The following is a 24,267-nucleotide window of genomic DNA, read 5'->3' as shown; positions in this document are numbered from 1 at the left end:
GGCTAAAATCGGGGTGATTATATCAACCGAGGATGCCGGTCCGGCTGGACGGCATGTCTCCCTACCTTCAGGCAGAACCGTTTGGCCAAGAACCAAGCTATCTCGTCCGCCTCGAGCGGAACCCGCCGAGGCCGGCTGGTATTCCTCGCCGCGCTCGCGACGCTCGCATCCCTGGCGCCCGGCTCACTGCCCGCCCAGACTACCACGGCTACGCCGCCCGCGCTGGCCCCCTCCTCCTCCGGCGACATCCCATGGCTCAGCAATTTCCTGGACCGGCTCAAACCCGGCGTCGACACCAGCCTGCCCGAATCGACCCGGGCCATGGTCGAACGGCTCGAGCGCCAGCTCGCCCAGGGCACTGATGCGGCCGACACCTTGGCGGAAATCGACGAGCGCTTGGACGAAGATCGGCAAAAATCCCCCCACACCGTCAACGCGCAGCTGCTATTCCTGAAGGCCGCGGCACTCAACCAACTGAACCGGCGGGAAGAAGCCAAGGACATCTACCGCGACATGACGCAGCGCTTCCCGGAGCTGCCCGAGCCCTGGAACAACCTGGCGGTGCTGGAAGCCGCCGACGGCCGGCTCGACGAGGCCAGGACGGCGCTCGAGATGGCGATACGCACCGCCCCGGACTACGCCGTGGCACGCGAGAACCTGGGGGATTTGTATATCATGCTGGCGGCGCGCTCCTATGACGCCGCCAGCAAACTCGACCCCAGCGACGGCACCCGCCAGAAAGGCGCCGAAACCAGGAAATTGCTGGAACCGTCGCGCCCTTCCCAACCCCAATCCCGGACGCCCTGATGAAACTGCTGTTTTCAAGCCTGGCGCTGGCGTGCACCCTGGCCTCGCCAGCCGTACTCGCCGCGCCCCAAGTCGCGCTCCAAACTACCGCGGGCCGCATCGTGCTCGAACTCGACGATGCCCGGGCGCCGGCTACCGTCGCCAACTTCCTGCAATACGTGCGCGATGGACACTACAACGGCACCATTTTCCATCGCGTCATTAACGGATTCATGATCCAGGGCGGAGGGTACACCGCAGACATGCGGGAGAAACCCACCCGCGCCCCGATACGTAACGAAGCCTCAAATGGCTTGAAAAACACCGCCTATACGGTAAGCATGGCCCGTACCCCGGATCCGCATTCGGCCACGGCCCAGTTCTTCATCAACGTTGCCGAGAACGACTTTCTGAACCATCGCGGCCCCACGGCCAGGGGCTGGGGCTATGCGGTTTTCGGCAAGGTCATCCAGGGCAAAGAAGTGGTCGACCAGATCAAGACCACGCCCACCACCACGCGGGGCCCTCATGAGAACGTCCCCGTCCAACCCATCGTGATCGAAAAAGCAGAGGTTTTGAGCAAATGACAACCCGCGTCAACCTGCATACCACCCAGGGCCTGATCGGCTTGGAACTGGACGCCGAAAAGGCGCCCAAGACCGTCGAGAACTTCGTTTCCTACGTAACGAGCGGCCATTACGACAACACGATTTTCCACCGCGTCATCAACGGCTTCATGATCCAAGGCGGCGGCTTCGAACCCGGCATGTCGCAAAAGCCCACCAAGGCGCCGATCGAGAATGAAGCCGCAAACGGACTGCAGAACAAGCGCTATACCATCGCCATGGCCCGCACCAGCGCCCCGCACTCGGCCACGGCGCAGTTCTTCATCAACGTCGCCGACAACGACTTCCTCAACTTCACTTCGCCGACGCCCCAGGGCTGGGGCTACGCGGTCTTCGGCAAGGTCGTGGAAGGCGCAGACGTCGTGGACAAAATCAAAGCCGTCAAGACCGGCAATCGTGCCGGCCATCAGGACGTCCCCGTCGAAGACGTCGTCATCACCAAGGCTGAACTCGTTCAGTAAACGGCAGGCTTCTCCCGGCCGGCCACTCGCGCCCGGCCGGGAGAAGCCCGCATTCCACGCATTCTTCGAGGATTTACGTGCCCGGTTCCCTCATCACGCTCACCTTCAACGGCCCGGTATGGGTGGCCTCCGACATGCACTTGGGCCCAAACGGCCCTGCCACGCTTGAAGCGTTCCTCGCTTTCCTGCAAGGCGCTGCGGAGGGCGCCTCCGCCTTGCTGCTGCCCGGCGATGTCTTCGACGCCTGGGTGGGCGACGACGAGCTCGACGCCCCCGCACCGTGGCTGCAGGAAGTCGTTGCCGGCCTGCGCGCCGCCGGGGCGCGCATTCCCGTGTACCTCGCAGGCGGCAACCGGGATTTCCTGATGGGCGGCCGCTTGGCCGAAGCCACGGGCACGCACAGGCTGCCGGCCCCAGCGCTGATCGCCACCGACGCGGGCAAGTTCCTCCTTTCTCACGGCGACGAGCTGTGCACGGACGACGTGGAATACCAGCAATTTCGTGCCATGGTCCGCGACCCCCAATGGCAGGCCCAATTCCTGGCCCAGCCGCTCGCGGCGCGACAGGCCATGGCGCGCCAACTCCGCGAGCGCAGCATGGCAGAGAAAAGCCGCAAGGCTGCCGACATCATGGACGTGAACCAGCAAGCCGTGGAAGCGGCGTTGCGCGCCCATGGCGTGACGCGCATGATCCACGGCCACACCCATCGGCCTGGCCGGGACGTGTTCGAAATGGATGGCCGGCGCTGCGAACGATGGGTGCTACCCGACTGGGACCTGGACGACCCGGCGGATCCGCGCGGAGGCTGGCTGGAAATCGACCGCGACGGCCCCGCTTACCACGACATCGCGCCAGAACGCTGAACCCCGCCCCGGGGCCGGATCTTCACAATCCGCACAAACGACCCGGACCGGTGGGCACGTGGACCCACCCACTCATCAGGCAACGTGCCGTGCGCGAGACCGTGGCGCGCTCCAACGCCCAGCCGGACCCCTTGCGTACCACCGTTGCCCACGCGGCCTGGACCCCGCTTGCATGACCGATGCGGGTGGCAACGCCAGGTAGCGTACGCGCCACTTGCGACACGATCGAACCCGGCACCGCGGCGGCAACCGCCAACGAAATGGCGCTGCGGGTACCGAAGCCGCGCTGCATGCGTCCGTCGGCCATGGCGCGCGCGAGCACGTCGATGCTGTCTTTGGGAACATCCATGCCGCTGACGCTCTTATAGGACATAGGCGGGGCGACCCACACCAGCCTGGGCAGCGACGCCCCGGGCTTTTCCGCCCGCGCGCGGGACATGAGCCCCATGGCGACTGCGCCCTCCCTGCGCACCATCTCCAGCCGGGCCAGGGTCTTGGCATCGCGGTTGAACGCATCCGGTTTTTCGCGGCCGTTCAGGCCGAGGTCCGCCGCGCGCACGAAGATAGAGACTTCGTCGGTGCGGATGAGGCTAACCGGCAGCTCGCCTACGCCCTCTATCTGCAATACGTCCTGCACCCGGCCCGTCGGCAGCAAGTCGGTCGCCCCCTCGTCGATGAACTCCAGCCTCACCTCGGCCGCTGGGAAGGGCACCCCGTCCTCGGTGAATAAACCATCCTCCAGCACTTCGCCATTGCGCACCTCGACATGCGCCTCGAGAAACCGGCCGGGGTGGGGCTGCCAGATCCGGACGACTGTCGTGCCTTCCCTGGCGGCCACCAAGCCCTGCTGGATGGCATACGGCCCCACTGCCACCGCCAGGCTGTCGCCGCTGGCCGTCCAGTCAATGAGCGGCCGGTCTATCGCCACCTGGCCACAGCGGTATTCCACGTCGCAGTCATCGCGTGCGGAAGCGTCCACCACCACCACCTTGCTGGTGGAATGGCTGGCGCCTCCCATGCCATCGGCCTGGCGCGAATAGGGGTCGGGACTACCCAGCACGCGCAGCAGGATCCGGTCTCGCAGCTCCGGATCGCGCGGCAGGTCGCGGGCATTGAAAAAAACGCCCTTACTGGTTCCGCCGCGCATATAGACAGCGGGAATCTTAAGAACTGCCATGGGAAATCTTTCGGGACTGGGCGATCATTGCGGTGCAAACACCGCGCAACAAGTCAGTTTCTTCTCGGGTCAAGCCTGCGCGCGCAAAGAGATATCGCATGCGCGGCATGAGTTTCTTGGGATGCCGGGGATCGAGATAGCCCACGGCGATGAGGGCCTCCTCCCAGTGGGCGAGCAAGGCTTCGACCGCCTCGCCCGGAGCGGGCTCGGCCCGGGGACCGGGGACGGCCAACTGCTGGGCGCCGAGCAACGCATAACGCAGTTCGTAGGCCGCCAATTGCAGCGCCTGGGCAACATTGAGCGACGAATATTCCGGATTGGCCGGGATGTGGCAAATCCGGTGGCATAGGGCCACCTGCTCATTGGTCAGGCCTGAGCGCTCGGTGCCGAGCACCACGGCGGCATGCGCGCCGCCATCGGCATGCGCCGCCAAATGATCGCGAATGTGTTCCGCCGCACGCCGCATGTCGCAGGCCGGCGGGCCCAGGTCCCGCTGGCGCGCCGTCATGGCAAAAGCCAGGGTCACGGGTGCCAAGGCTTCTTCGAGCGTGGCGCACACCTGCGCCGAGGCCAGGACGTCGGTCGCGCCGCTGGCCAGCGCCTGGGCATCGGGATGATTCACGGCGTCGGCCACGCGGGGATTCACGAGCACCAGGCGCGAGAAGCCCATCGTCTTGAGGGCCCTGGCCGCCGAGCCCACATTTCCGGGGTGGCTGGGCTCGACCATGATGAAACTGACTCGGGATAGCATGTGTCCTTTAAACTAGAGGGGTTTCACCATATTCCTAGCCCATCGGCCTCCTTATGCATCCCATGCTCAACACCGCTGTCAAGGCGGCCCGGCGCGCAGGCGCCATCATCAATCGCGCTAGCCTGGACCTGGATCTGGTCAAGGTGTCTCAAAAGGGACCGGGCGATTTCGTGACCGAAGTCGACAAGGCCGCAGAAGCGGCCATCGTGGACATTTTGAAGACAGCCTACCCCGAACACGGCATTCTAGCTGAAGAGTCCGGCGAAACCCTGGGCGTGGCCGATGCCAAAGGTCAGCAAGAAAACCTCTGGATCATCGATCCCCTGGACGGCACGACCAACTTCATCCACGGCTTGCCGACCTACGCCGTATCGATCGCGCTGATGCAGCGCGGCCAAATCACCCAGGCGTGCATTTTCGACCCGTCCCGCAACGAGTTATTCACCGCGACCCGCGGCGCCGGCGCGTTCCTGAACGACCGGCGCATACGGGTGTCGCGCCGCACCCGCATGCCCGAAACCCTGATCGGCACGAGTTTCGCGCCCGACACGAGCGGCAAGCGGCTCGCCCTCTGGACCAAGACTTTCGGACAGATCTCGGCGTCGACCGCCGGCGTCCGGCGCCAGGGCTCTTCTGTACTGGAGCTGGCCAACGTCGCCGCCGGCCGGCTCGACGGATACTACGGTAGCGGCCTCAAGCCCTGGGACCTCGCCGCCGCAAGCCTCCTCGTACTGGAAGCGGGAGGCCTCATCGGCGATTTCGACGGGGAGCAGGGATGGATGCAGAGTGGCGAGGTCGTCGCCGCCACGCCGAAGGTCTTCCCGCAACTGCTGAGCATGCTCGAGCCGCTCAAAGAAGCCCGCGACTGACCTCCTGCGCCGAAGCACCCTCCCGTTAGCTCTACAATGGCACCGGCGCCGCGCACCCCTGCGCGGGCCGGTCCTGGCCGGCGCGCCCGCGAGCTGCTCCCGTCAACACCGTCCGCCCCGCGGACGCCGATACTCATGACCGAACATTCGCTTTACCTGATCAAAGCCTTTTTCCTCGGCATCATCGAGGGCCTGACCGAGTTCCTGCCCGTTTCCAGCACTGGGCACCTGATCCTCGTCGGGAAGTGGATCGAGTTCTTCTCCGGGGATGCGAAAGTCTTCGAGGTCGTCATCCAGTTCGGCGCCATCCTCGCGGTGATTTGGATATTCCGGGCCAAAGTCGCGCACATCCTGGGCGGAATCCTCACGGGAGACCGGTTTTCGCTGAAGTTCGCCCGCAACATCTTGATCGCCTTCCTGCCTGCTGCCGTCATCGGCGTGACGTTCCTGAAGGAGATCAAGACGGTCTTGTTCAATCCGCTGGTGGTCGCCACCGCCCTCATCATCGGCGGCTTCATCATCCTGTGGGTGGAACGCAAGCCGCAATCGGAGGTGAAAACGCCCAACATCAGCGAAATCACCTGGTTCCAAGCCCTGATGGTCGGCCTTGCGCAATGCGTCGCCATGATTCCCGGGACATCCCGCTCGGGTGCCACCATCATTGGCGGGATGGCGGCAGGCCTCAAACGCACCACAGCCACCGAGTTCTCGTTTTTCCTCGCGATGCCGACGATGCTGGGAGCGTCCGTCTACGATGCCTGGAAGAACCACGAATCGCTGACCAACAACGACGTCACTGCCATCGCCGTCGGTTTCCTGGCGGCGTTCGTCGCCGCGCTGTTGGTGGTTCGGGCATTGATGCGATTCGTCGCGAATCACTCCTACCGGGTATTCGGCTGGTATCGTATCGCCCTGGGACTGGTCATCATCCTGTGGATGCTGGTCTGATCGGAACAACCATGGTTACCATCAAGAACCGCGTCGTCATCCCCCTCGAAGAAGGAGGAACGCCGCCGGAATTCGTCACTTTCAACGGGTTTGCGGAAGAACACGTCGCCGTCGTCTTCCAGCAGCTCAAGCCTGGCAATCTGCCACCGCTGGTCCGCGTCCATTCGGAATGCCTCACCGGCGATGTGTTCGGCTCCCAGCTGTGCGATTGCGGGCCGCAGCTGCACGAAGCCTTGTCATGCTTCGCGCGCGAGGGAGGCATCCTGCTGTACCTGCGCCAGGAAGGCCGGGGCATCGGCCTCTATGCCAAGCTGTCGGCCTACGCGTTGCAGAAAAAGGGCCTGGACACCTTCGAGGCCAACCGCCACCTGAATCTGCCGGAAGACGCCCGCAGCTTCGAACCAGCCGCGCAAATGCTCAAGGCGCTTGGAGTCGAACGCATCCGCCTCCTGACCAACAACCCCGACAAGGCGAGCCAGCTCGAAGCGCACGGCATCGAGATCGAAAGCATCATTCCGACCGGGGTCTATTTGAATCCGAACAACCGGCGCTATCTCGAAGCCAAGGTCCGCCACAAGAAGCACACCATTCCGTTATAGGCGCGATGGCCACTGCCGAGATCCACCACCACTTGGTCAATGCCTGGTCCGTGGCTTGGGCGCTCTACATCGGCAGCGTCACCGTCTGGATCGTCTGGCAGCGGCGATCGCCCCTGTCTACCGTGCTATGGATCCTGGTGCTGGCATTCATGCCCTACGTGGGCTATGCGGTCTACTATTTTCTTGGCCCCCAACGCTTGAAGCGGCGCCGCATCAAGCGACTGCGGACCCGCCTGCTGATCGCCAGCCAGACCGAGCGTGCGTTCTTGCGCGAACAACAGTACGAAGCCCCTGCGGCGGTGGCGCGCATCGCCGCGCTGGGCCGCGCCACCTGCGACATTCCGCCCTCCTCGGCCACCAACGTGCAGCTGCTCGTCGGCGGTGCGCAAACTTATGACGCGTTCGTCGAGGCGATCTCTGCGGCCCGTCATCACATCCACGTCGAGTTCTACATTTTCGACCCCGACCGCATCGGCACCCTCATCCGCGACCTCCTCGTGCGCAAGGCACGCGAAGGGGTGACCGTCCGCCTGCTCGTCGACGCGCTCGGGTCCGACGCGCTGAGTCGAAGATTTCTGACCCCGCTGCGCGAGGCGGGCGTCCAGATCGGCTTTTTCCACAATATCCGCATCGGCCGCCGCCTGCGGCCGGTCACGAATTACCGCAATCACCGCAAGATCCTCATCTGCGACGGCAAGCTGGGATTCACCGGCGGGCTGAACGTCACCGACGACGAGGACGAACGCATTCGCCCGGACGCCTACCACGACGTGCACCTGCGCATCGAAGGCGGTGCCGTGCGCTGGCTGCAGATGACCTTCCTCGAAGACTGGGCCTACGCCACCCACCAAAGGACCGAGGAGCGCGACTTGGACGCGCTCCTGCCCGACATGCCAGCGGGCGAACATTATGTCCAGATACTCACCTCGGGCCCTGACGATCCGCGCCAAGCCATCCACCGCACGCAAATCGCCGCCATCCACGCCGCCACCGAGCGGGTGTGGCTGACCACGGCTTATTTCGTACCCAGCGAGCCGGCGCTGCTAAGCCTGGTCACTGCCGCGCAGAAAGGCGTGGACGTGCGCCTGCTGGTACCCCAACGCAGCGACTCCCTGGTGGTTACCGCAGCCGCCCGCTCTTATTTCGATGAACTGCTCGAAGCGGGCGTCAAGATTTGGGAATACCGTGATCGGATGCTCCACTCCAAGACGCTGCTGGTCGACGATACGTATTCCTTCATCGGCACCGCCAACTTCGACCAGCGTAGCTTCGAACTGAACTTCGAAGTCACCGCCCTCGTCTATGGCGAGGCGATGGCACGCCAGCTGGGCCGGCAATTCGAACTAGACCTGCGCCACGCCGCCCGAGTCACCAAGGACCGGAAAACGACGTTCGCCCGCAGGTTGTTCGACTCCTTTGCGCGCCTGTTCTCCCCCATGCTCTAGTGCATCGGATTGCGCTTGCTGACCAGCGAGCCCGTCAGCCAGCTCTCCGCTAGATCCACGTCCCGGAGCAGCGAGAGATACACGTCGTCGTCGATCTCGCGGCTGTCCCGCATTCGACGCAGCTCGGCGCGCTGGGAGTAAATCGCCGCCATGCGCAGATCCCGTTCGAAATTGCGGTGCAAGTCGGCCCGCGCGGCGACTTCGCGCGTATCGCTCTCGGCATCGATGCGATTGCGGAAGATCTTGGCCAGGCCCGCGCTAACCTCGGTCAACACCGCCTCGGCATCGTCGTCCAAGCCATCGCGCATGCGGTTCTGGGCCCGCTCCAGGCCTTCCAACGCGGCTTGGGCAAGCCGCAGCCTGGCGGCGCGCTCCTCCCGTTCCCGCATGCTTTCGACCGGCGAGGGCACTCTGGGCAGCACCAGGGGCAGCAAGATGCTGCCGAGCAGCAGCGAACACAGGATCACCCCCGTCGCCAGGAAGATCAGCAGGTCACGCCCGGGAAACGGGGTGCCGGCCGCGATCTCCAGCGGCACGGTCAGCACGCCGGCCATCGTGATCGATCCCCGCACGCCGGACAGCGAGGTCACCAGCAGCACCCAGGTATTGACCGGCTTGACCGTCGACCCTTGCAACAGCAACTTGAAGCTCTTTAGGTGATAGGCCAGCCAAACCCACAAGAAGCGCAGCAGGATGAGAACGAGCGTGATGGCCGCCACGTAGGCGAACAGATGCCAGACCGGCACGTCGCCGGCCTGTTGCGCATCGGCCCGCGCCAAGCCGATGACGCTGGGGAGCTGCAGGCCCAGCAGGATGAAGGTCATGCCGTTGAAGACGAATTCGAGCATGGACCAGACGCTGTTGCTCTGCAGCCGCATGGCGGAGGAGCCCGGCCCCGAATCGGTATAGGTCATGGCGATGCCCGCCGCCACGGCGGACAATATGCCGGACACGCCAATGTGCTCGGCCACCAGGTAGGCGGCAAATGGTGTCAGCATCAACAGCACGACCTGGATGGCGGGTTCGTCGTCCGTCCATTGGGCGACCAGCTTGCGCCCCAGGCTGAGCAGCCAGGCGAGCGCAGCACCCACCGCGAGGCCACCCACGGCGATGACGACGAAGCTCAGGCTGGCCTCCCAGAGCGAGAACGAGCCGGTGAGCACGGCCGCGATCGCGAACTTGAAGGCCACGAGGCCGGAGGCGTCGTTCAACAGGCTTTCGCCTTCGAGCACGTGCTGCAGCTTGGGCGGTAGCCGGTTCTTGCCAACGATGGCCGACACCGCCACCGCGTCAGTGGGGGAAAGCACTGCTCCCAGTGCAAAGGCGACCGGCAGCGAGATGGCCGGAATCAGCCAATGGATGAAGTACCCGACGCCGACCACCGTGAACAGCACCAGGCCCAAGGCCAGCGCAAGGATGGGCCCGCGCAGCTGGTACAGCTGGCGCTTGGGGATGCGCCAGCCGTCGACGAACAGGAGCGGCGGAATAAAAAGCAACAGGAACAGTTCGGGGTCGAAGCTGACCTTCAGGCCGAAGGCGGGGGCCGCCAGCAGCGCGCCGATCGCAATCTGGAACAGCGGCAAGGGCAGGCGCACCGGCGACATCTTGGAGGCCACCCCGGACATCGCCACCGCCAACAACAACACAAGTACGGTAAAAACAATGTGCATGGGCGGCGCCTTCCCGGGTTAGTCCAACGTGCCGAGCGAAAGGCCTGCCTGGTACGCGGCGACGAATTCGGCGAAATCGCCTGTCTGCTCCCTCTCCAGCGCTTGCTGTTCCGCATGCGACTGCTCCGCGAGGCGCCGGAACTTCGCAAGCAACTCCCCGGAACAGGGATTGCCGCGGAAATATTCGGCATGGCGCCGGCTGAGCTCGAACATGAAAGCCTGGAACGTCATGCCGCTCGAACGCAAGGCCTCGAGCACCCGCGCCGAAGGGGTCAGCTCCGGCGCCTCCACCTTCGCCCGCTGCGGCGCGATCGACGCCGAATAACCTGTCTCGCCATGGACGCGGTCCAGCAGCGCGGCACAGGCGGTGATCCGGTCGAGCAATTCCATCGCCCAAGTCTTGAGCGCGATGGGCTTGCCATCGCGATTCAGCTGCAAGCCCGGCTCGCGGCCGCGCTTGACCACCGTGAGGAAATTATTGGCGCTGCGCGAGCAGTGCCCGCCTTCGGGGAACAACGGACTGTCTTCCAGGGCGCAGTACAACAGGAACGCGTCCAAGAACCGGCTGGTGGTTTCGTCTATGCCCACGGGCAGGAAAGGATCGATGTCCATGCAGCGTACTTCGACGTACTGCACTCCCCGCTCGGCGAGCGCGCGCAGCGGCCGCTCGCCCGTGCGGGCGACGCGCTTGGGCCGGATGCTCGAATAGTATTCATTCTCGATCTGGAGAATGTTGGTATTGAGCTGTACCCATTCCCCGTCGCGGATAGTCCCGAATTTCTCGTATTCCGGCCAGGGCGTGCTGACGGCCTCGTACAAACGCGCAAGATAAGTGGGCAAATCGTTATAGCAAGGCTTCAAGCCCGCCTGCGCCTTGTTCTGGTAGCCAAGATCGCTCATGCGCAGGCTGGTGGCATACGGCAGGTAAAGGGTGCGCTCGTCGAGGCGTTCGAGCTCGTGGGGCCGCCCTTGCAGAAAATCCTCGGACAGCGCGGGGGAGGCGCCGAACAGGTACATCAGCAGCCAGCTGTATCGGTTGAAGTTGCGTATCAGCGCGACATACCGCGCCGATTGCCGGTCCTGGCGCGACATGTCGGGCGGTTCGCCCGCCTCGGGGACCAGTGGCCAGAATGCCTCGTCGAACGAAAAGTTGTAATGAATGCCGGCGATGCACTGCATGGCCTTGCCATAGCGGTACGCCAACCCCCGCCGATACACATGCTTGAGCATGCCGATATTGGACGAACCGAACCATGCGATCGGTATGTCCTTTTCAGGGGGCAGCCCGCACGGCATGGACTGGTTCCACAGCACTTCACTGCCGATTTCGCCATAGACGAACCGATGAATGTCGCGCAGTTCCTCCAGCAGCGGCTCGTGGCCGGTATGGGGTGCCGTGATCAGCTCGAGCAGGGCTTCGGAATAATCGGTCGTAATGCTGGAATGCGTCAGGGCGGCCCCGAGGCCGGCAGGATGTGGCGTCAACGCCAGGCGCCCCTCGCCATCCACCCGCAGGCTTTCTTTCTCTATGCCATGCAGTCGGCGGCCAAGCACCTCTCGGTGCGCGGGCTGATCGAGCAACGCCAGGCGGCTGTCTAACAGATCACTCACGGATATCCTTGAATTCGCGCGGCGGCACCAAGTGCGCACCAATGGGCATGTTTATATCCCAACTGCGGCCAAACTCGCGTACGCCGCACGGCGGCACATTATAAGGACGGGAGGTTCCGGAACCGGAATTCCCTGACGTGACATCGATCACGCTCCCGGATATGCCCTACAGCATACCGCGCGGCACCGATGCCCAGCCGGGACATGACCGCGCGCCGAGTCTGGGCCACAATTAGGCTTTCCGCACGATGGGAAGCTCCTATGCCAGCCTCTCCGTTCACGCCCGCCCCCGTCCGAGGCCGTCATGCCATGGCGGTCGCCCCGCACGCGCTCGCCTCGCAGAGCGCGCTGGCAATCATGCGTGAGGGCGGCAATGCCGTCGAAGCGATGATCGCGGCCGCCGCCACCATCGCCGTTGTCTACCCCCACATGAACAGCATAGGCGGGGATGGTTTCTGGCTGGTGAGCCGTCCGGGGCATCCCCCGGCTGCGCTCGAGGCCTGCGGCGCAGCGGCGGCAGCTGCCGACATCGACGGCTACCGGCGCCAGGGGCTGGACGCGATTCCCTTCCGCGGCGGGCTCGCGGCCAACACGGTTGCCGGCACGGTGTCAGGCTGGAGCGCCGCCTACGATTGGTCCCGCGAACACCTGGGCGGGCGTCTTCCGCTGGAGCGGCTGCTGGAAGACGCCATCGCCTACGCCCGGCACGGCATGCCGGTCACGACCAGCCAAGCCGCCTGCACGGCCGCGAAACTGGAAGAACTGCGCTCCATCCCGGGCTTTGCGGAAACCTTCCTCGACAACGGACGGCCACCCGCACCCGGCGCCCTATTCCGCCAACCGAGGCTCGCCGCCACGCTCGAGCAGCTCGCCAGCGCGGGCCTGGAGGATTTCTACCGGGGCGACCTCGCCCGGGTCATCGCGCGGGATCTCGCGGCCGTGGGCAGCCCCCTCGCCGCGGCCGACCTGGAACGGCATCGGCCCGTGTGGAAAAAAGCCCTGGTGCTACATCACTCCCAGGGCAAGGTCTACAACGTCCCGCCCCCCACCCAGGGCCTGGTGTCGCTGCTGATACTTGGGCAGCTCGATCGCGTGCTGGATGGCTCGGCCGACCCCTTCGGGGCAGACTACGTGCATCTTTGCGTCGAGGCGACGAAGCTCGCCTTCAGGGTCCGCGATAGCCACATCACCGATCCGGCGTACATGGACGTGGATCCTCAGGCACTACTGGAACCGGAGCGGCTCGACGCCATGGCGCGGGAGATTTCTCCGTCGCGCGCCGCACTTTGGGGCAAAGGCAGGGGGCCAGCCGACACGATCTGGATGGGCGTCGTGGACCCGCAAGGCGTGGCGGTCAGCTTCATCCAAAGCATTTATCACGAATTCGGCAGCGGGGTCGTTCTGGCGGAATCGGGCATCAACTGGCAAAACCGGGGCTGTAGTTTCTCGCTCGACCCGCGCAGCCGCAATCCGCTCATGCCCGGCCGCAAGCCTTTCCATACCCTCAACCCCGCCATGGCGCAGCTGGACGACGGGCGCACGCTGGTCTACGGCAATATGGGCGGCGACGGCCAGCCGCAGACGCAAAGCGCCGTATTCACGCGCATCGTGCAGTTCGGCATGGACCCGCAGGCAGCAGTGGCTGCGCCGCGCTGGCTGCTCGGCCGCACCTGGGGCCAGACCTCGGACACGCTCAAGCTGGAGTCGCGCTTCGCACCCTCCGTGGCCGAAGCGCTGCGCTCCCGCGGCCATGAGGTGGAAATCCTGCGCCCCTACGACGAAACCATGGGGCATGCGGGAGCGATACTGCGGCATCCCGACGGTACGCTCGAGGGTGGCGCCGATCCGCGCAGCGATGGCGGGGTTGCGGCCTGGTGAGCATTACCAAACGACAAGATTCCACGTAAAACATTACAAACGCGGGGCACCAAGCCGACTAGATTGAAAGACGTAGCTGTCTACTGAGGAGTATGCAATGAAGAAGCTCGTCTTGGCCCTCGGGCTGGCCGGCTGTTGCGCCGCCGTCTACGCGCAGGAAGTCCCAACCCGGGAACAGGCTACCCAGGCATTGCAGAATGCCATGCAGCGTGAAATCCAGGCGATGAACAACCAACAGGGTTTCGACGCTCCTTCCGCGACCAACATGGCCCGCTCGTTGGAGGTCAAGTCCGTGGAAAACTGCACCGCCGCGGGGCAGGGCGTAACGTGCGACGTCACGACCAGCGCCGACGTGAGGGGTAACCGCCGCGAAGGCAAACATCGCTACGAGTTTTACCGGCAAGGCGGACGCTGGGAGGCCAGGTTGCCCGCCTCGTGACCCGATCGGCCGGCCCCCCGGGCCGGCCCCAACTCATGCCTGGCGCCGCCCCGCCAACAAGGCATTGAGCAAGATCGCCCCGAAGGTGGCCGTCCCAATGCCGCCGAGCGCGAATCCGCCGAAGTGCAGCGTGAAGTCGCCCGCCCCCAGCACCAAGGTCACCGCCGCCACGATCAGGTTCCGGTTGTCGGAGAAATCGACCCGGTTTTCCACCCAGATGCGTGCCCCCGCGATTGCGATCAACCCGAACACGACGATGGAGACGCCCCCGAGCACGGCCGAGGGGATGGTTAGGATCACGGCCCCGAACTTGGGCGAAAATCCAAGCAGGATGGCAAACAGCGCAGCGATGACGAATACCAGCGTCGAATAAATGCGCGTGACCGCCATGACGCCGATGTTTTCGGCATAGGTGGTCAAGCCTGTCCCCCCGACGCTGCCCGACAACATGGTGGCCAAGCCGTCGCCGACGAATGCGCGGCCGACGTATGGATCCAGGTTCCGGCCGGTCATTGCGCCGACAGCCTTGAGGTGCCCCAGGTTCTCGGCCACGAGAATCACGGCGACCGGGGCGATGAGCACCATCGCGTCGAGCTGGAAAACCGGCGCGGTGAATGTGGGCAATCCAAACCATGCGGCTTGCGCCACGGGCGTGAAATCAATCGGCTTGCCCAACCCCATGCCATTCGTCAGCACCGCGTACAGCGCATAGGCCAGCAACAGGCCGATGAGAATCAGCAGGCGTTGCAACATGCCCCGGGTGAAGACGGCCACGCCTCCCACGCACAGCACCGTTGCGAGTGCCATCCAGCCGTCGAAGCCGTTGGTGGACACGCCTTTGACGGCAATGGGGGCCAGGTTCAACCCAATGACCGCCACCACGGCGCCCGTGACGACGGGCGGCATGAGCCGCTCGATCCAGCCGGTGCCCACGGCCATCACGATCAGCCCGATCAAGGCATACACCACGCCGCACGCGATAATGCCCCCCAGCGCCACGGCAATGTTTCCGTTCAAGCCGCTCCCGCCGTAGCCGGTCACGGCAATGACCAGGCCGATGAATGCAAAGCTCGACCCCAGGTAGCTCGGGACCCTGCCTCCGACGACTAGGAAAAAGAGCAGCGTCCCGATGCCAGACATGAAAATCGCCAGGTTCGGATCGAAGCCCATCAGGAGGGGCGCCAGTACGGTGGACCCGAACATGGCGACCACATGCTGTACGCCCATGGCCAGCATCTGGGGCCATGGCAATCGCTCATCGGGTGCGATGACCTGCCCCTGCTGCACGCCGCCGGCCTGCTCGCGCCAAGCCGGGAAATAAGAATCCGCCATAGATCACTCCCTCTCTTTATTTATTCGATTTCGCCCACTCGAGGCAGCGCAAGTTTAGAGGTTCCGGCTCAGTGGCGGGAGGCGCCCGTGCAACAGGAGCGCAAAGAGGGAGAAAAGAAAGGCGCCTGGCGCTCGTCGCGTCAGGCGTGCAGCAAAGCGACCGGGAAGTCGGCCAGGGCCTCGGCGAGCCGGACCGCGCCGCCCTCGACCTGGCATTCCCCGCCTGTGAGCGCGTTGCGCAGCATGCCTTGGGAGATCACGCCGGACACGTCCACCTCGGTCGCGCCCCAGGCCTGCGGTGCGACATGCGGCACGGGCGAAGCGCCCCCGGACGCGAGCACGAGCGCTGCAGCGCATCGCGGCACCACGATGAGCGCGATCCTGTCCTCATGGCGGCGGGCGAAGGCCAATATCGAATCCTCGGCCTCGCCGTGTGCCGGGAGCGGCAGGTAATCCCCGCGGCGGAAAAGCTCGGGGTCTCGGCGCCGCAACGCCAATGCGCGACGTATCAACTCGAATTTGATGCCTCCGTCGCGCCAGCGGGCGACCAGGGCCGCATCGTCGTGGCCGGCCTGCAGCGCGGCGCGACGCTGCGCATAGTCCACCGGCCTGCGGTTGTCCGGGTCGACGAGGCTGAAATCCCAGAATTCCGTGCCCTGGTATAGGTCCGGCACGCCCGGCACGGTCAATCGCAATAAGGCCTGGACCAGGCCGTTCAGCGCGCCCGCCGCCCCCGCGCGCGCCACGAAGGCCGACAACTCCAGAAGTGTGCGGCCGTTGCGGCGTGGGTCCAGCACGGTGCGCAAGAAGGCTTCGCACACCTGTTCGTATTCGTCAGCAGGCGCCACCCAGCTCGAACGCAGCTTGGCCTCGCGCAGGGACTTGGTCTGCCATGCCGCCACGCGGTCCGCGAACGCCCGCACGCCAGCTTCGTCGCTGAGTGACAAATCGAGAGGCCAAGCGCTGAACAGTGTCTGGTACAGCATATATTCGTCCGCCGGCGCGGGCCTTAACCCCTCCTTCGGCTTGAGGGCCTCATGCCGGCGCATCCATGCTTCCACCACCCTGCGCCACTCCTCCGGCAATTCGGTCAGGACGGCCAAGCGCGCACGCGCATCCTCGCCGCGCTTGTGATCATGCGTTGCCGTCGCCAGCATCGCGTCAGGCAGCCGCGACGCGCGCGCGAGGACCTTGCGGTGGAACCCCTCCGGATCGAGTGAAAACATGCCTGGATCGCCGCCTACCTCGTTGCGCGACAGCAGGCGACCGTAGCGATAAAACCCGGTGTCCTCGACGGACTTGGCCGCCAACGGCGCAGTCAGTTGCTGGAAGCGCCGTATCGCCTGCAAACGCCAGGCACGCAGCGCCGGCGCCGTCATGGGATCGGGAGTTTGCCCCAGCCACTGCACCAGTAAATCCAGCAGGCCGAAATCAGCCGGGCGCAAGCTACTGCGGGCTCCCTTGCACGCGACTCTCATGGCCACGTCGTCGGCAGCCAGCGGCGTGGCCGCGCCGACGTAGGTCCGATAAACGGGAAAGTGCACCAAGAGCTCGGTCAGCACGCGGCGAATGGCGGGCAGGCCCCAATCACGCGTCGAGAGATCCGCGCGCGCGATACGGTGAAGCACGCCGACCAATGCTTCCCTTTCCCCGGCGAAATTCTGCGCGAGCAACTTGCGCCGGACATCCGCGACCAGCGTGCGAAACCCTCGTGTCTCGCCGGAAACCGTTTTCCACAGTTCCGTGAGGGGAAGCTCACCTTGCGGATCGTGAAGCAGCGCGCCCACGTCGTTCATGAAGTCATACCCGGTCGTGCCGTGGACGCGCCATGAGGCGGGTAAGTGTTCATCCCCCGCAAGTATCTTCTCGACCACGATGTAGGGCACATCTTTCGGGCATCCGGGAGGTCGCCCGTCATTGAGGGCGCACAGGCTTTCGCGCAGATAGCGGCAATATCCCTCGGGATCGGCCAGCCCGTCGATGTGATCCACGCGCGCGCCGTCGATGAGTCCTTCGGCATAAAGCCGGAAGGGCAGCCGATGGATCGCCTCGCGGGTGTCCTCGCGCTCGACCCGCACGCCGATCAGATCGCTGACCTCGAAAAAGCGCCGCCAATTGATTTCCTCGGCGGCACTGCGCCACCAGGCAAGCCGGTAATGCTGGCGTTCGAGAAGCGCATGCAGCCGAACCCTACCCTCTAACCGCGAAGCATCGTAGGCCTCGATCCCATTTGCGGCGATCTCGTCCGAACATTCCGGCGCTAGCGGAAAACGCGCATCGAAATAGGCGACGAGATACTCGCCGCTCGCCTCGTCCCACTCCAATGAGAGCTCGCCAGCCGCCAGCACGTTGCCGTACTGGTCGCCGAGATACGGAGCCAGCATTTTTCCGCACAATGCCGCATCGGCCGGCTCCCAATCGATGTCGAAATATTCGGCATAAGGGCTGGCGCGCCCGAGCCGAAGCACGCTCCACAGCCAGGCATTTTGCCGGCTCACGCCCATGTGGTTGGGCACCACATCGACGATCAACCCCATGCCGCGCGCGCGCAGCCCCGCCACGAAGCGGCGCAGGCCCTCCTCGCCGCCCAATTCGGGGTTGACCGTTTCATAGTCCACCGTGTCGTAGCCGTGCAGAGAGCCGGGCCGAGCGCTCGTGATGGGCGAGGCATACACGTGGCTAATGCCCAGTTGGGCGAAATAATCAAGCTGGTCCAGCGCCGATTCGAAGGTGAAGTCGGCATGGAATTGCAGGCGTATCGTGGCGCGCGGCACACCCGGCGCAACGGTGGAGGCCCCCTCCTTCGAGGCGGTGGCATGCGTCATGGCGCCCTCCTCGCACGGTCCAGCACGGCTGCCCGGTCCGCCACGTCCGGCCGGGAGAAAAGAGACTCCACGGAAACCGGCAGGCGCCGGCGCCAGTTCGGGTGAGCATCGACCGTCCCGGGAAGGTTGGGCTGCTCTTCCAACGCGAGCAGGTCTTCCAGCGGCACCAACATCAACGGAGCGGGAGTCGCGGCAAGAAAGCCGAGAATCGACGCCACAGGTGCCCGGTCGGGCACGGGCGCATTCGCCGCTGCGAGCCCCGCCAGGCCGAGGTCTTGCCACAGCCGCGCGCGATCCTGGATGCGCGCATCCATTTCGGCGGCCCCATTGCTGTGCTCGGCAAGCAGGCCCAATCGTTCGCGCCAGCGAATGTCCGTGCCTTGCCACCATCCGGCCACTGTAGGCAAATCGTGCGTGGTCGTCGTGGCGAGCGCGCAAGGCGACCAGTGCTGCGGCTGCCTGAACGGCGCGCCCGCACCGTGCCCCTCGCGCGTGAACCAGAGCACGTTCATGCCGAGCATGCCTGCGTCTTCGATCCGCGCGTTGAAACCTTCGGGCACCGTACCCAGGTTCTCGCCCACCACGATTGCCCGATAGCGCCACGACTCCAAAGCGATCAGGCGCATCAGGTCCTGGAAGGGATAACTCACGTAAGCACCTTCGGCCGGAGATGCCCCTTCCGGGACCAGCCACATCCGGGCGAGCCCCAGGGCATGGTCGATGCGTACGCCGCCCGCGTGAGCCAGGCTCGCGCGCAACAGCTCAATGAACGCCCGATAACCCCTCGCCCGCAGGGCACGCGGCGAGAACGCCGTCAGGCCCCAGGCCTGTCCCTTGGGATTGAAGATGTCTGGTGGTGCGCCGGGCGACAACCTCGCGAGCACTTCTTCCTGCCTCGTCCACGCATGGCTCCCCGAGGGGTCGGTGCCGACTGCCAGATCGGAGATCAGGCCGATAGGCATGCCTGCGGCCCGCGCCGCCGATTGCGCGCCCGCCAGCCCCCGAGCGGCGAGCCATTGCAAGAATGCGTGGAAAGTCACTTCGCGCCTGTGATGCTGGGCGAAGCGATCCACCTCCGCGCTGGTCGCCGACTGGAACGCCTCCGGCCAATGGCGCCACCCGGCCCGAAGACCAGTTTCCGCCACGCGCCAGGCGTGGATGGCCTCAAAGCGCGCATGCGCCTCGAGCGGCGCCCCGCCTTGCCGCTGGAATGCCTGGAAGTCTTCATAGGCCTTGGCGTCGACGTTGCGCGGGAAATCGTCGAACAAGGCGCGCAAGATGCCTAGCTTGGCCTGGGCGGCAGCAGGCCAGTCAATCAAATCCAGCGATTCGAGGCGCGACAGCTCGCGATCCAGGCCCCGGGCCGACACCGCCGCCAGCGCCTGCGTACCGAACATCGCGGCCGGATCGATGCACAGCACATTCAGGAACAAGCGGCTCGACGGCGCATAAGGGCTATAGCGCCAGGGATCTGCGCTGAACATCGCATGCACGGGGCTGACCGCCACCGCAGCCGCGCCTTGCTGCGCGGCCCGTTCGGCCAGGCTGCCCAACGCCGTGAAATCCCCGAACCCCGACTGGATGGCCGCGGACTCCCGCCGGAGGCTATAAAGCTGGGCTCCCAAGGCCCAGATGCGGACATCGTTGCGATGCAGGGCATCGCAAACGGTAAAGCAGCGCCGTGGGGCAACGGCAATCGTGCAGCTACCTTCACCGATCAGCAAGGTGTGGTAGCCGGGACGATCAATGCCAGGAACGACAAACGCACCCGAAGCCGAACGGCGCGCAATGCCGTCACATCCCTGCCCTGTGCCCTCGAACTCGATGCGAAACGGCATTTCCGCCTCGTTCCCGGGCCATGGCAGCTCGAACGCTTGCCCTTGCTCTGCCGTTCTCAACGGAGACGGTTGGCTGCGTTCCACCCTGGCCAGGTACGCGAGGCTCTCCGCGACGCCCGCAGGCGTATCGGCATCCAGCCCGAACTCCGCGAGCATGCGCCGCAACACATCCGGCGAGACGATATGGGACTGCCCCATCGCGTCCTCCCAGCGCACGGCGATGCCCGCTGCCTCGGCCAGCCGCTCGAGATCTTCGTCGGACGCACTCATGGCGATCCTGCCTCCATCCATGCGACCGTAGAGGCCGCTTCGAGCCCCCCTTCCCGCAAGCGGCGTGCCACGTCCGCACGGCTCTCGAACAGCGGCTGCGCTGATTCGGCCGGGGCGGTGCAGACCACCGCATCGTCCCCGAGGTTCGCATGAATGGCAAGCACGCGCCCATCTCCCAAGCTCCAACGCGCCTCGACGGCGTGGGATCCCAGCGCGCTGGCGTGTAGAGCCCGGGCCGCATCCAATTGCGGCATAAGCACGTCCCGGCGGCAACGCAAGAGCGCCTGGTAATACGCCCACCAATCGCCCGCGTCTTCCCATAACCCGGCGCATGATGCATCGAAGGTCCGGGCATCGTTGGGGTCGGGAATATTCGCGCCGGCGGTGTCCTGCGCGAAGGCCTCGAAGCCGGCGAACTCCTGGCACCGGCCTTCCCGGACTGCTTGCGCCAATTCCGGGCCATGGCTGGTGAAATAGAGGAACGGCGTCTCGGATCCATATTCCTCGCCCATGAAGATCAAGGGGATCTGCGGGCAAAGCAGCACCAGCGCGACGGCGGCCTTCAACGCCTCCATGCGCCCCCGCTCGCGCATGAGCTGGGTCAGGCGCTCGCCGAAAGCACGGTTCCCGATCTGGTCATGGTTCTGCAAGAACAAGACGAAGCTCGTCGGAGGTAGATGCGCCGACGGCCGCCCGCGCGGCTGGCCTTCCCGATGCACGGACGGCTCGCCCTGGTACACAAAGCCCTCGGCCATGCACCTCGCAAGCAAGGCTGCGGGACGCTCGTCATAGTCCCGGTAATACCCCTGGTTCTCACCAGTCAGCAGCCTATGCAGGACGTGGTGTCCGTCGTCATTCCACTGTGCATCGAATTCATGCTCCAGCAAGGAAACGGCGTTGCCGTCGTGTTCGATCACCAAGTGCACATGGCGCTGGCTGTCCAGCGCCTGGCGGACTTCGCTCGCCATTTCCTCCAGCCAGTCCTGCTCCGAGATGGCATGTACCGCATCGAGACGCAGGCCGTCGAAGCGAAATTCATGCAGCCAATACATGGCATTGCCGGTAAAAAATTCCCGCACCTGCCTGCGGCGGAAATCGATGGCCGGCCCCCAGGGGGTTTGCACGTCCTCGCGGAAGAACGACGGCGCGTAGGCATGCAGGTAATTACCGTCGGGGCCGAAGTGGTTGTAGACCACGTCCAGGAACACCATCAGCCCCAGGCCGTGCGCCTCGTCGATGAGCGCCTTGAGCGCGTCCGGCGTGCCGTAGGCGCGGTCCGGTGCATAAGGCAAGACGCCGTCGTAGCCCCAATTCCTACCCCCGGGAAAATCGGCAATGGGCATGAGTTCGACCGCCGTAATGCCAAGATTGGCAAGACGCGGCAATTGCGCCCGCACGGCATCGAAGCCGCCCAGCGCGCCCACGTGCAGCTCGTAGAGGACGGCTTCGCTCCAGGGACGCCCCCGCCAGCGGGCATTGCGCCAACGATAGGCGGAGGGATCCACGACCACGCTGGCATCGTGCACGTCGCCATCCTGCATCCGCGAGGCGGGGTCGGGAACCGATAATCCGTCCTCGAAGCGGTACCGATAACGCGTCCCGGCGCCGCAATCGATTTCGGCCTCGAACCAGCCATCCTTCTTCGGCTGCATGGGAAACTCCCTCGCTGCCGGCCGTCCCGGCTCGAGCTCCACGCATGCCTGCATGCGGCCGGGCGCCCAAATCCTGAAGCGCGTGCGACCGGGTCGGGTCAAGCGCGCACCAAACTTTTCGGCAAGCAAGGGCTGCTTCATGGTGTCCTCATCCTGCATCCCAGCAATACCGCGCTGCGTGGTTCGAGTTCGAGGGACGGACTAGACAGGACCGACTCCGGCTCCTCCGGCCGGGCAGTGTCAATCAGCACGCGCCAGGGTACCGATGAGGGGGGTAGTACGAAAGTCACGGCGTATCCGTGTCCGTTGACAAGGAATAGCGTCACTTCAAGCTCGTCGCCTTGCCTCACTGCCCGGCGCAAGCCGAGCGTGCGGCGCTGCGGATCGTTCCAAGCGTCGTCCCAAATAGGCTCGCCCAGCTCATCAAACCAGGCAATCTCAGGCAGCCCTTCCGCGACGAAATGGTCGTTCACCATGAAGCGCTCATGGCGCAATGATGCGTACTCGTGCCGCAGGGCGGCCAGCCTCGATACGAAAGCAATCAGCGCCCGTCCTTCTTCCGAATTGGCTTGCCGCCAATCCAGCCAGGAAATCTCGTTGTCCTGGCAGTAGGCATTGTTGTTGCCGAACTGCGTGCGTCCGAACTCATCTCCCGCAAGCAGCATCGGCGTGCCGTGAGAGCAAAACAAAGTCGCCAGCATGGCGCGCGCCACCGCTGCCCGAGTCGCCAGGATGTCCGGATCGGAGGTTGGCCCTTCTACGCCCCAATTGCTGCTGTAGTTCTCGTTGTGGCCGTCCCGCCCGTCTTCCCCGTTCGCCTCGTTGTGCTTGTGCGAATAACTCACCAGGTCGGCGAGCGTGAACCCATCGTGCGCGGTGACATAGTTCACAGACGCCCAAGTCTTGCGATGGCGCCGGTTGAAAAGATCGGCCGACCCGGCCAGCCGCGTGGCCAAGTCCGGCCGCATGCCTTCGTCGCCGCGCCAGAAGCGGCGCACCCCGTCGCGGAAGCGATCGTTCCACTCGGCCAGGCCAGGGGGATGGCGGCCGACGTGGTAACCGTCGGGCCCGATATCCCAGGGTTCGGAAATCAGTTTCAGCCGGGACAGGACGGGATCCTGCAACAGGGCGTCGAAGAATCCTGCGCCCGGATCAAAACCGCCCTCTTCCCTCCCCAGCGTAACCCCGAGATCGAAGCGAAACCCGTCCACGCGGAACGCCTCGGCCCAGTAGCGCAGCGAGTCCATCACCATTTGCAGGACGCGCGGATGGGTCAAGTCGAGCGTGTTACCGCAGCCGGTGTCATTGATATAGTGGCGCTCGTCTCCGGGGACGAGACGGTAATAACTGGCATTGTCGAGCCCACGCCAGCACAGCGTCGGGCCCGTCTCCCCCGCTTCGCAGGTGTGGTTGTAGACCACGTCCAGAATCACCTCGATGCCCGCGACATGGAGACTGCGCACTGCGACGCGGATTTCATCCAACTGGTCGCGCGACAGATAAGAGGGCTCGGGCGCGAAGAAACCCAGCGGACTGTAGCCCCAGTAATTGCGCAGCCCTCGCTCGACGAGGAAACGATCATTGACGTGGGCGTGGATGGGCATCAATTCGATCGAGGTCACGCCGAGGGTCAACAAGTGATCGATGAAGGCCGGATCGGAGAGGGCCCGGAAGGTGCCGCGTTCGATCGGCCTCAGGTCCTCGCGCAGCATGGAGAGGCCCCGCACGTGCGCCTCGTAGATCACCGTCTGCCCCCAGGGCCATTCCGGCCGCTGGTCCCCGTGCCAATTGAAGGCGTCGTCCACCACGACGCACTTGGGCATGGCTGCGGCGCTATCCCTTCGATCCATGCCGCGATCTTCTTTCCGGTAACCGTGCAGAGCATCGGTCCAGCGCACGGCACCGACCAGTTTGCGGGCGTACGGGTCCAGTAGCAGCTTGTGTGGATTGAACCGGTGGCCGTGTTGCGGCTCATACGGGCCGTATGCCCGGTAACCGTAGACCAAGCCGGGACCAGCGCGCGGCAGATAGCCGTGCCAGACTTCATCAGTACACTCGGGTAGGGGCATGCGCGCGATCTCCCTGCGCCCCGACTCGTCGAACAAACACAGGTCTATCCGGGTGGCGTGGGCTGAGAAAACGGCGAAATTCACCCCGAGCCCGTCGCATTGCGCACCCAACGGATAAGGCCGGCCGGGCAGCAGACGATCGGCAAGCATCCGCATGC

19 protein-coding genes are annotated in these 24,267 nt (G+C 64.9%); 10 read left to right on the top strand and 9 right to left on the bottom strand.

What is annotated here, in order from left to right; genetic code table 11:
- Window positions 1-81: 81 nt before the first annotated feature.
- The 4 genes from Q0319_RS07510 to Q0319_RS07495 all read left to right on the top strand — a co-directional run bounded on the left by Q0319_RS07510 (window position 82) and on the right by Q0319_RS07495 (window position 2,736).
- Window positions 82-807 carry a tetratricopeptide repeat protein gene (locus Q0319_RS07510; protein WP_296464077.1) on the top strand — a complete coding sequence of 242 codons (726 nt, stop codon included), beginning with the start codon at window positions 82-84 and terminating at the stop codon, window positions 805-807.
- The gene (locus Q0319_RS07505) at window positions 807-1,373 is read left to right on the top strand and encodes a peptidylprolyl isomerase (RefSeq protein WP_299451609.1); all 567 of its coding nucleotides are present in this window, start codon (window positions 807-809) and stop codon (window positions 1,371-1,373) included. Before Q0319_RS07510 ends, Q0319_RS07505 begins: the two co-directional genes overlap by 1 nt.
- Window positions 1,370-1,873, top strand: a complete 504-nt coding sequence (locus Q0319_RS07500) for a peptidylprolyl isomerase (RefSeq protein ID WP_296464073.1) — start codon at window positions 1,370-1,372, stop codon at window positions 1,871-1,873. The genes Q0319_RS07505 and Q0319_RS07500 overlap by 4 nt, the downstream gene beginning before the upstream one ends.
- A 134-nt stretch (window positions 1,874-2,007) precedes the next feature.
- Window positions 2,008-2,736, top strand: coding sequence for a UDP-2,3-diacylglucosamine diphosphatase (locus Q0319_RS07495; protein ID WP_296464116.1), 729 nt, complete (start codon window positions 2,008-2,010; stop codon window positions 2,734-2,736).
- 22 nt (window positions 2,737-2,758) lie between these two features.
- Here Q0319_RS07495 and Q0319_RS07490 read toward each other — a convergent pair whose 3' ends face one another.
- Both Q0319_RS07490 and Q0319_RS07485 read right to left on the bottom strand, forming a co-directional pair.
- A complete protein-coding gene (locus tag Q0319_RS07490) occupies window positions 2,759-3,913 on the bottom strand; it encodes a PrpF domain-containing protein (protein ID WP_299451607.1) in 1,155 nt (384 codons plus the stop codon).
- Entirely contained in the window at window positions 3,900-4,664 is a 765-nt protein-coding gene (locus Q0319_RS07485; RefSeq protein WP_296464069.1) for an RNA methyltransferase, read from the bottom strand. The genes Q0319_RS07490 and Q0319_RS07485 overlap by 14 nt, the downstream gene beginning before the upstream one ends.
- 53 nt (window positions 4,665-4,717) lie before the next feature.
- On the opposite strand from Q0319_RS07485, the gene Q0319_RS07480 reads away from it, so the two are divergent.
- From Q0319_RS07480 to cls, 4 genes are all read left to right on the top strand, one after another.
- Window positions 4,718-5,533 (top strand): inositol monophosphatase family protein, encoded by an 816-nt coding sequence (locus Q0319_RS07480; protein WP_296464068.1) that lies wholly within the window; start codon window positions 4,718-4,720, stop codon window positions 5,531-5,533.
- 135 nt (window positions 5,534-5,668) lie between these two features.
- Window positions 5,669-6,481 (top strand): undecaprenyl-diphosphate phosphatase, encoded by an 813-nt coding sequence (locus Q0319_RS07475; RefSeq protein ID WP_296464067.1) that lies wholly within the window; start codon window positions 5,669-5,671, stop codon window positions 6,479-6,481.
- An 11-nt stretch (window positions 6,482-6,492) separates the two neighbouring features.
- Window positions 6,493-7,080, top strand: a complete 588-nt coding sequence (ribA, locus tag Q0319_RS07470; RefSeq protein ID WP_296464065.1) for a GTP cyclohydrolase II — start codon at window positions 6,493-6,495, stop codon at window positions 7,078-7,080.
- 5 nt (window positions 7,081-7,085) lie between these two features.
- Entirely contained in the window at window positions 7,086-8,525 is a 1,440-nt protein-coding gene (cls, locus tag Q0319_RS07465) for a cardiolipin synthase (protein WP_296463007.1), read from the top strand.
- Here the strand turns inward: cls and Q0319_RS07460 are convergent.
- Both Q0319_RS07460 and gshA read right to left on the bottom strand, forming a co-directional pair.
- The gene (locus Q0319_RS07460; RefSeq protein ID WP_299451604.1) at window positions 8,522-10,195 is read right to left on the bottom strand and encodes a Na+/H+ antiporter; all 1,674 of its coding nucleotides are present in this window, start codon (window positions 10,193-10,195) and stop codon (window positions 8,522-8,524) included. The two genes, cls and Q0319_RS07460, sit on opposite strands and share 4 nt — an antisense overlap.
- An 18-nt stretch (window positions 10,196-10,213) precedes the next feature.
- On the bottom strand, window positions 10,214-11,806 hold the full coding sequence (gshA, locus tag Q0319_RS07455) for a glutamate--cysteine ligase (protein WP_299451603.1): 1,593 nt from the start codon (window positions 11,804-11,806) through the stop codon (window positions 10,214-10,216).
- Between the two features lie 309 nt (window positions 11,807-12,115).
- Between gshA and Q0319_RS07450 the strand changes: the two genes are divergently transcribed.
- Window positions 12,116-13,684 (top strand): gamma-glutamyltransferase family protein, encoded by a 1,569-nt coding sequence (locus tag Q0319_RS07450; RefSeq protein ID WP_299452103.1) that lies wholly within the window; start codon window positions 12,116-12,118, stop codon window positions 13,682-13,684.
- Window positions 13,685-13,781: 97 nt separating this feature from the next.
- Window positions 13,782-14,123 carry a hypothetical protein gene (locus tag Q0319_RS07445; protein ID WP_296462931.1) on the top strand — a complete coding sequence of 114 codons (342 nt, stop codon included), beginning with the start codon at window positions 13,782-13,784 and terminating at the stop codon, window positions 14,121-14,123.
- A 33-nt stretch (window positions 14,124-14,156) separates the two neighbouring features.
- On the opposite strand, the gene Q0319_RS07440 is transcribed toward Q0319_RS07445, so the two are convergent.
- From Q0319_RS07440 to glgX, 5 genes are all read right to left on the bottom strand, one after another.
- Window positions 14,157-15,455: a solute carrier family 23 protein gene (locus Q0319_RS07440; RefSeq protein ID WP_296462934.1), complete on the bottom strand. Its 1,299-nt coding sequence runs from the start codon at window positions 15,453-15,455 to the stop codon at window positions 14,157-14,159.
- Window positions 15,456-15,595: 140 nt separating this feature from the next.
- Window positions 15,596-18,280 (bottom strand): malto-oligosyltrehalose synthase, encoded by a 2,685-nt coding sequence (treY, locus tag Q0319_RS07435; RefSeq protein ID WP_299451600.1) that lies wholly within the window; start codon window positions 18,278-18,280, stop codon window positions 15,596-15,598.
- Window positions 18,277-20,388, bottom strand: a complete 2,112-nt coding sequence (gene malQ, locus Q0319_RS07430) for a 4-alpha-glucanotransferase (RefSeq protein WP_299451598.1) — start codon at window positions 20,386-20,388, stop codon at window positions 18,277-18,279. Before malQ ends, treY begins: the two co-directional genes overlap by 4 nt.
- Window positions 20,385-22,181 (bottom strand): malto-oligosyltrehalose trehalohydrolase, encoded by a 1,797-nt coding sequence (treZ, locus tag Q0319_RS07425; protein ID WP_299451597.1) that lies wholly within the window; start codon window positions 22,179-22,181, stop codon window positions 20,385-20,387. The genes malQ and treZ overlap by 4 nt, the downstream gene beginning before the upstream one ends.
- Window positions 22,178-24,265: a glycogen debranching protein GlgX gene (glgX, locus tag Q0319_RS07420; protein WP_296462947.1), complete on the bottom strand. Its 2,088-nt coding sequence runs from the start codon at window positions 24,263-24,265 to the stop codon at window positions 22,178-22,180. The genes treZ and glgX overlap by 4 nt, the downstream gene beginning before the upstream one ends.
- Window positions 24,266-24,267 lie beyond the last annotated feature (2 nt).

The sequence above is a fragment of the uncultured Pigmentiphaga sp. genome (assembly GCF_937950555.1).
Classification (GTDB): domain Bacteria; phylum Pseudomonadota; class Gammaproteobacteria; order Burkholderiales; family Burkholderiaceae_B; genus Pigmentiphaga.
The sequence above is the reverse complement of the archived record's forward strand: the minus strand, read 5'-3'. Positions and strand labels throughout refer to the sequence as shown.

Bases quoted from the DNA above. Each gene is read 5' to 3' on its own strand.
- Q0319_RS07490 (WP_299451607.1), bottom strand. From the start codon at position 3,913: ATGGCAGTTCTTAAGATTCCCGCTGTCTATATGCGCGGCGGAACCAGT.
- malQ (WP_299451598.1), bottom strand. From the start codon at position 20,388: ATGAGTGCGTCCGACGAAGATCTCGAGCGGCTGGCCGAGGCAGCGGGC.
- Q0319_RS07475 (WP_296464067.1), top strand. From the start codon at position 5,669: ATGACCGAACATTCGCTTTACCTGATCAAAGCCTTTTTCCTCGGCATC.
- Q0319_RS07495 (WP_296464116.1), top strand. From the start codon at position 2,008: ATGCACTTGGGCCCAAACGGCCCTGCCACGCTTGAAGCGTTCCTCGCT.
- cls (WP_296463007.1), top strand. From the start codon at position 7,086: ATGGCCACTGCCGAGATCCACCACCACTTGGTCAATGCCTGGTCCGTG.
- glgX (WP_296462947.1), bottom strand. From the start codon at position 24,265: ATGCGGATGCTTGCCGATCGTCTGCTGCCCGGCCGGCCTTATCCGTTG.
- Q0319_RS07440 (WP_296462934.1), bottom strand. From the start codon at position 15,455: ATGGCGGATTCTTATTTCCCGGCTTGGCGCGAGCAGGCCGGCGGCGTG.
- treY (WP_299451600.1), bottom strand. From the start codon at position 18,280: ATGACGCATGCCACCGCCTCGAAGGAGGGGGCCTCCACCGTTGCGCCG.
- Q0319_RS07505 (WP_299451609.1), top strand. From the start codon at position 807: ATGAAACTGCTGTTTTCAAGCCTGGCGCTGGCGTGCACCCTGGCCTCG.
- Q0319_RS07480 (WP_296464068.1), top strand. From the start codon at position 4,718: ATGCATCCCATGCTCAACACCGCTGTCAAGGCGGCCCGGCGCGCAGGC.
- ribA (WP_296464065.1), top strand. From the start codon at position 6,493: ATGGTTACCATCAAGAACCGCGTCGTCATCCCCCTCGAAGAAGGAGGA.
- Q0319_RS07460 (WP_299451604.1), bottom strand. From the start codon at position 10,195: ATGCACATTGTTTTTACCGTACTTGTGTTGTTGTTGGCGGTGGCGATG.
- Q0319_RS07445 (WP_296462931.1), top strand. From the start codon at position 13,782: ATGAAGAAGCTCGTCTTGGCCCTCGGGCTGGCCGGCTGTTGCGCCGCC.
- Q0319_RS07500 (WP_296464073.1), top strand. From the start codon at position 1,370: ATGACAACCCGCGTCAACCTGCATACCACCCAGGGCCTGATCGGCTTG.
- treZ (WP_299451597.1), bottom strand. From the start codon at position 22,181: ATGAAGCAGCCCTTGCTTGCCGAAAAGTTTGGTGCGCGCTTGACCCGA.
- Q0319_RS07485 (WP_296464069.1), bottom strand. From the start codon at position 4,664: ATGCTATCCCGAGTCAGTTTCATCATGGTCGAGCCCAGCCACCCCGGA.
- Q0319_RS07450 (WP_299452103.1), top strand. From the start codon at position 12,116: ATGGCGGTCGCCCCGCACGCGCTCGCCTCGCAGAGCGCGCTGGCAATC.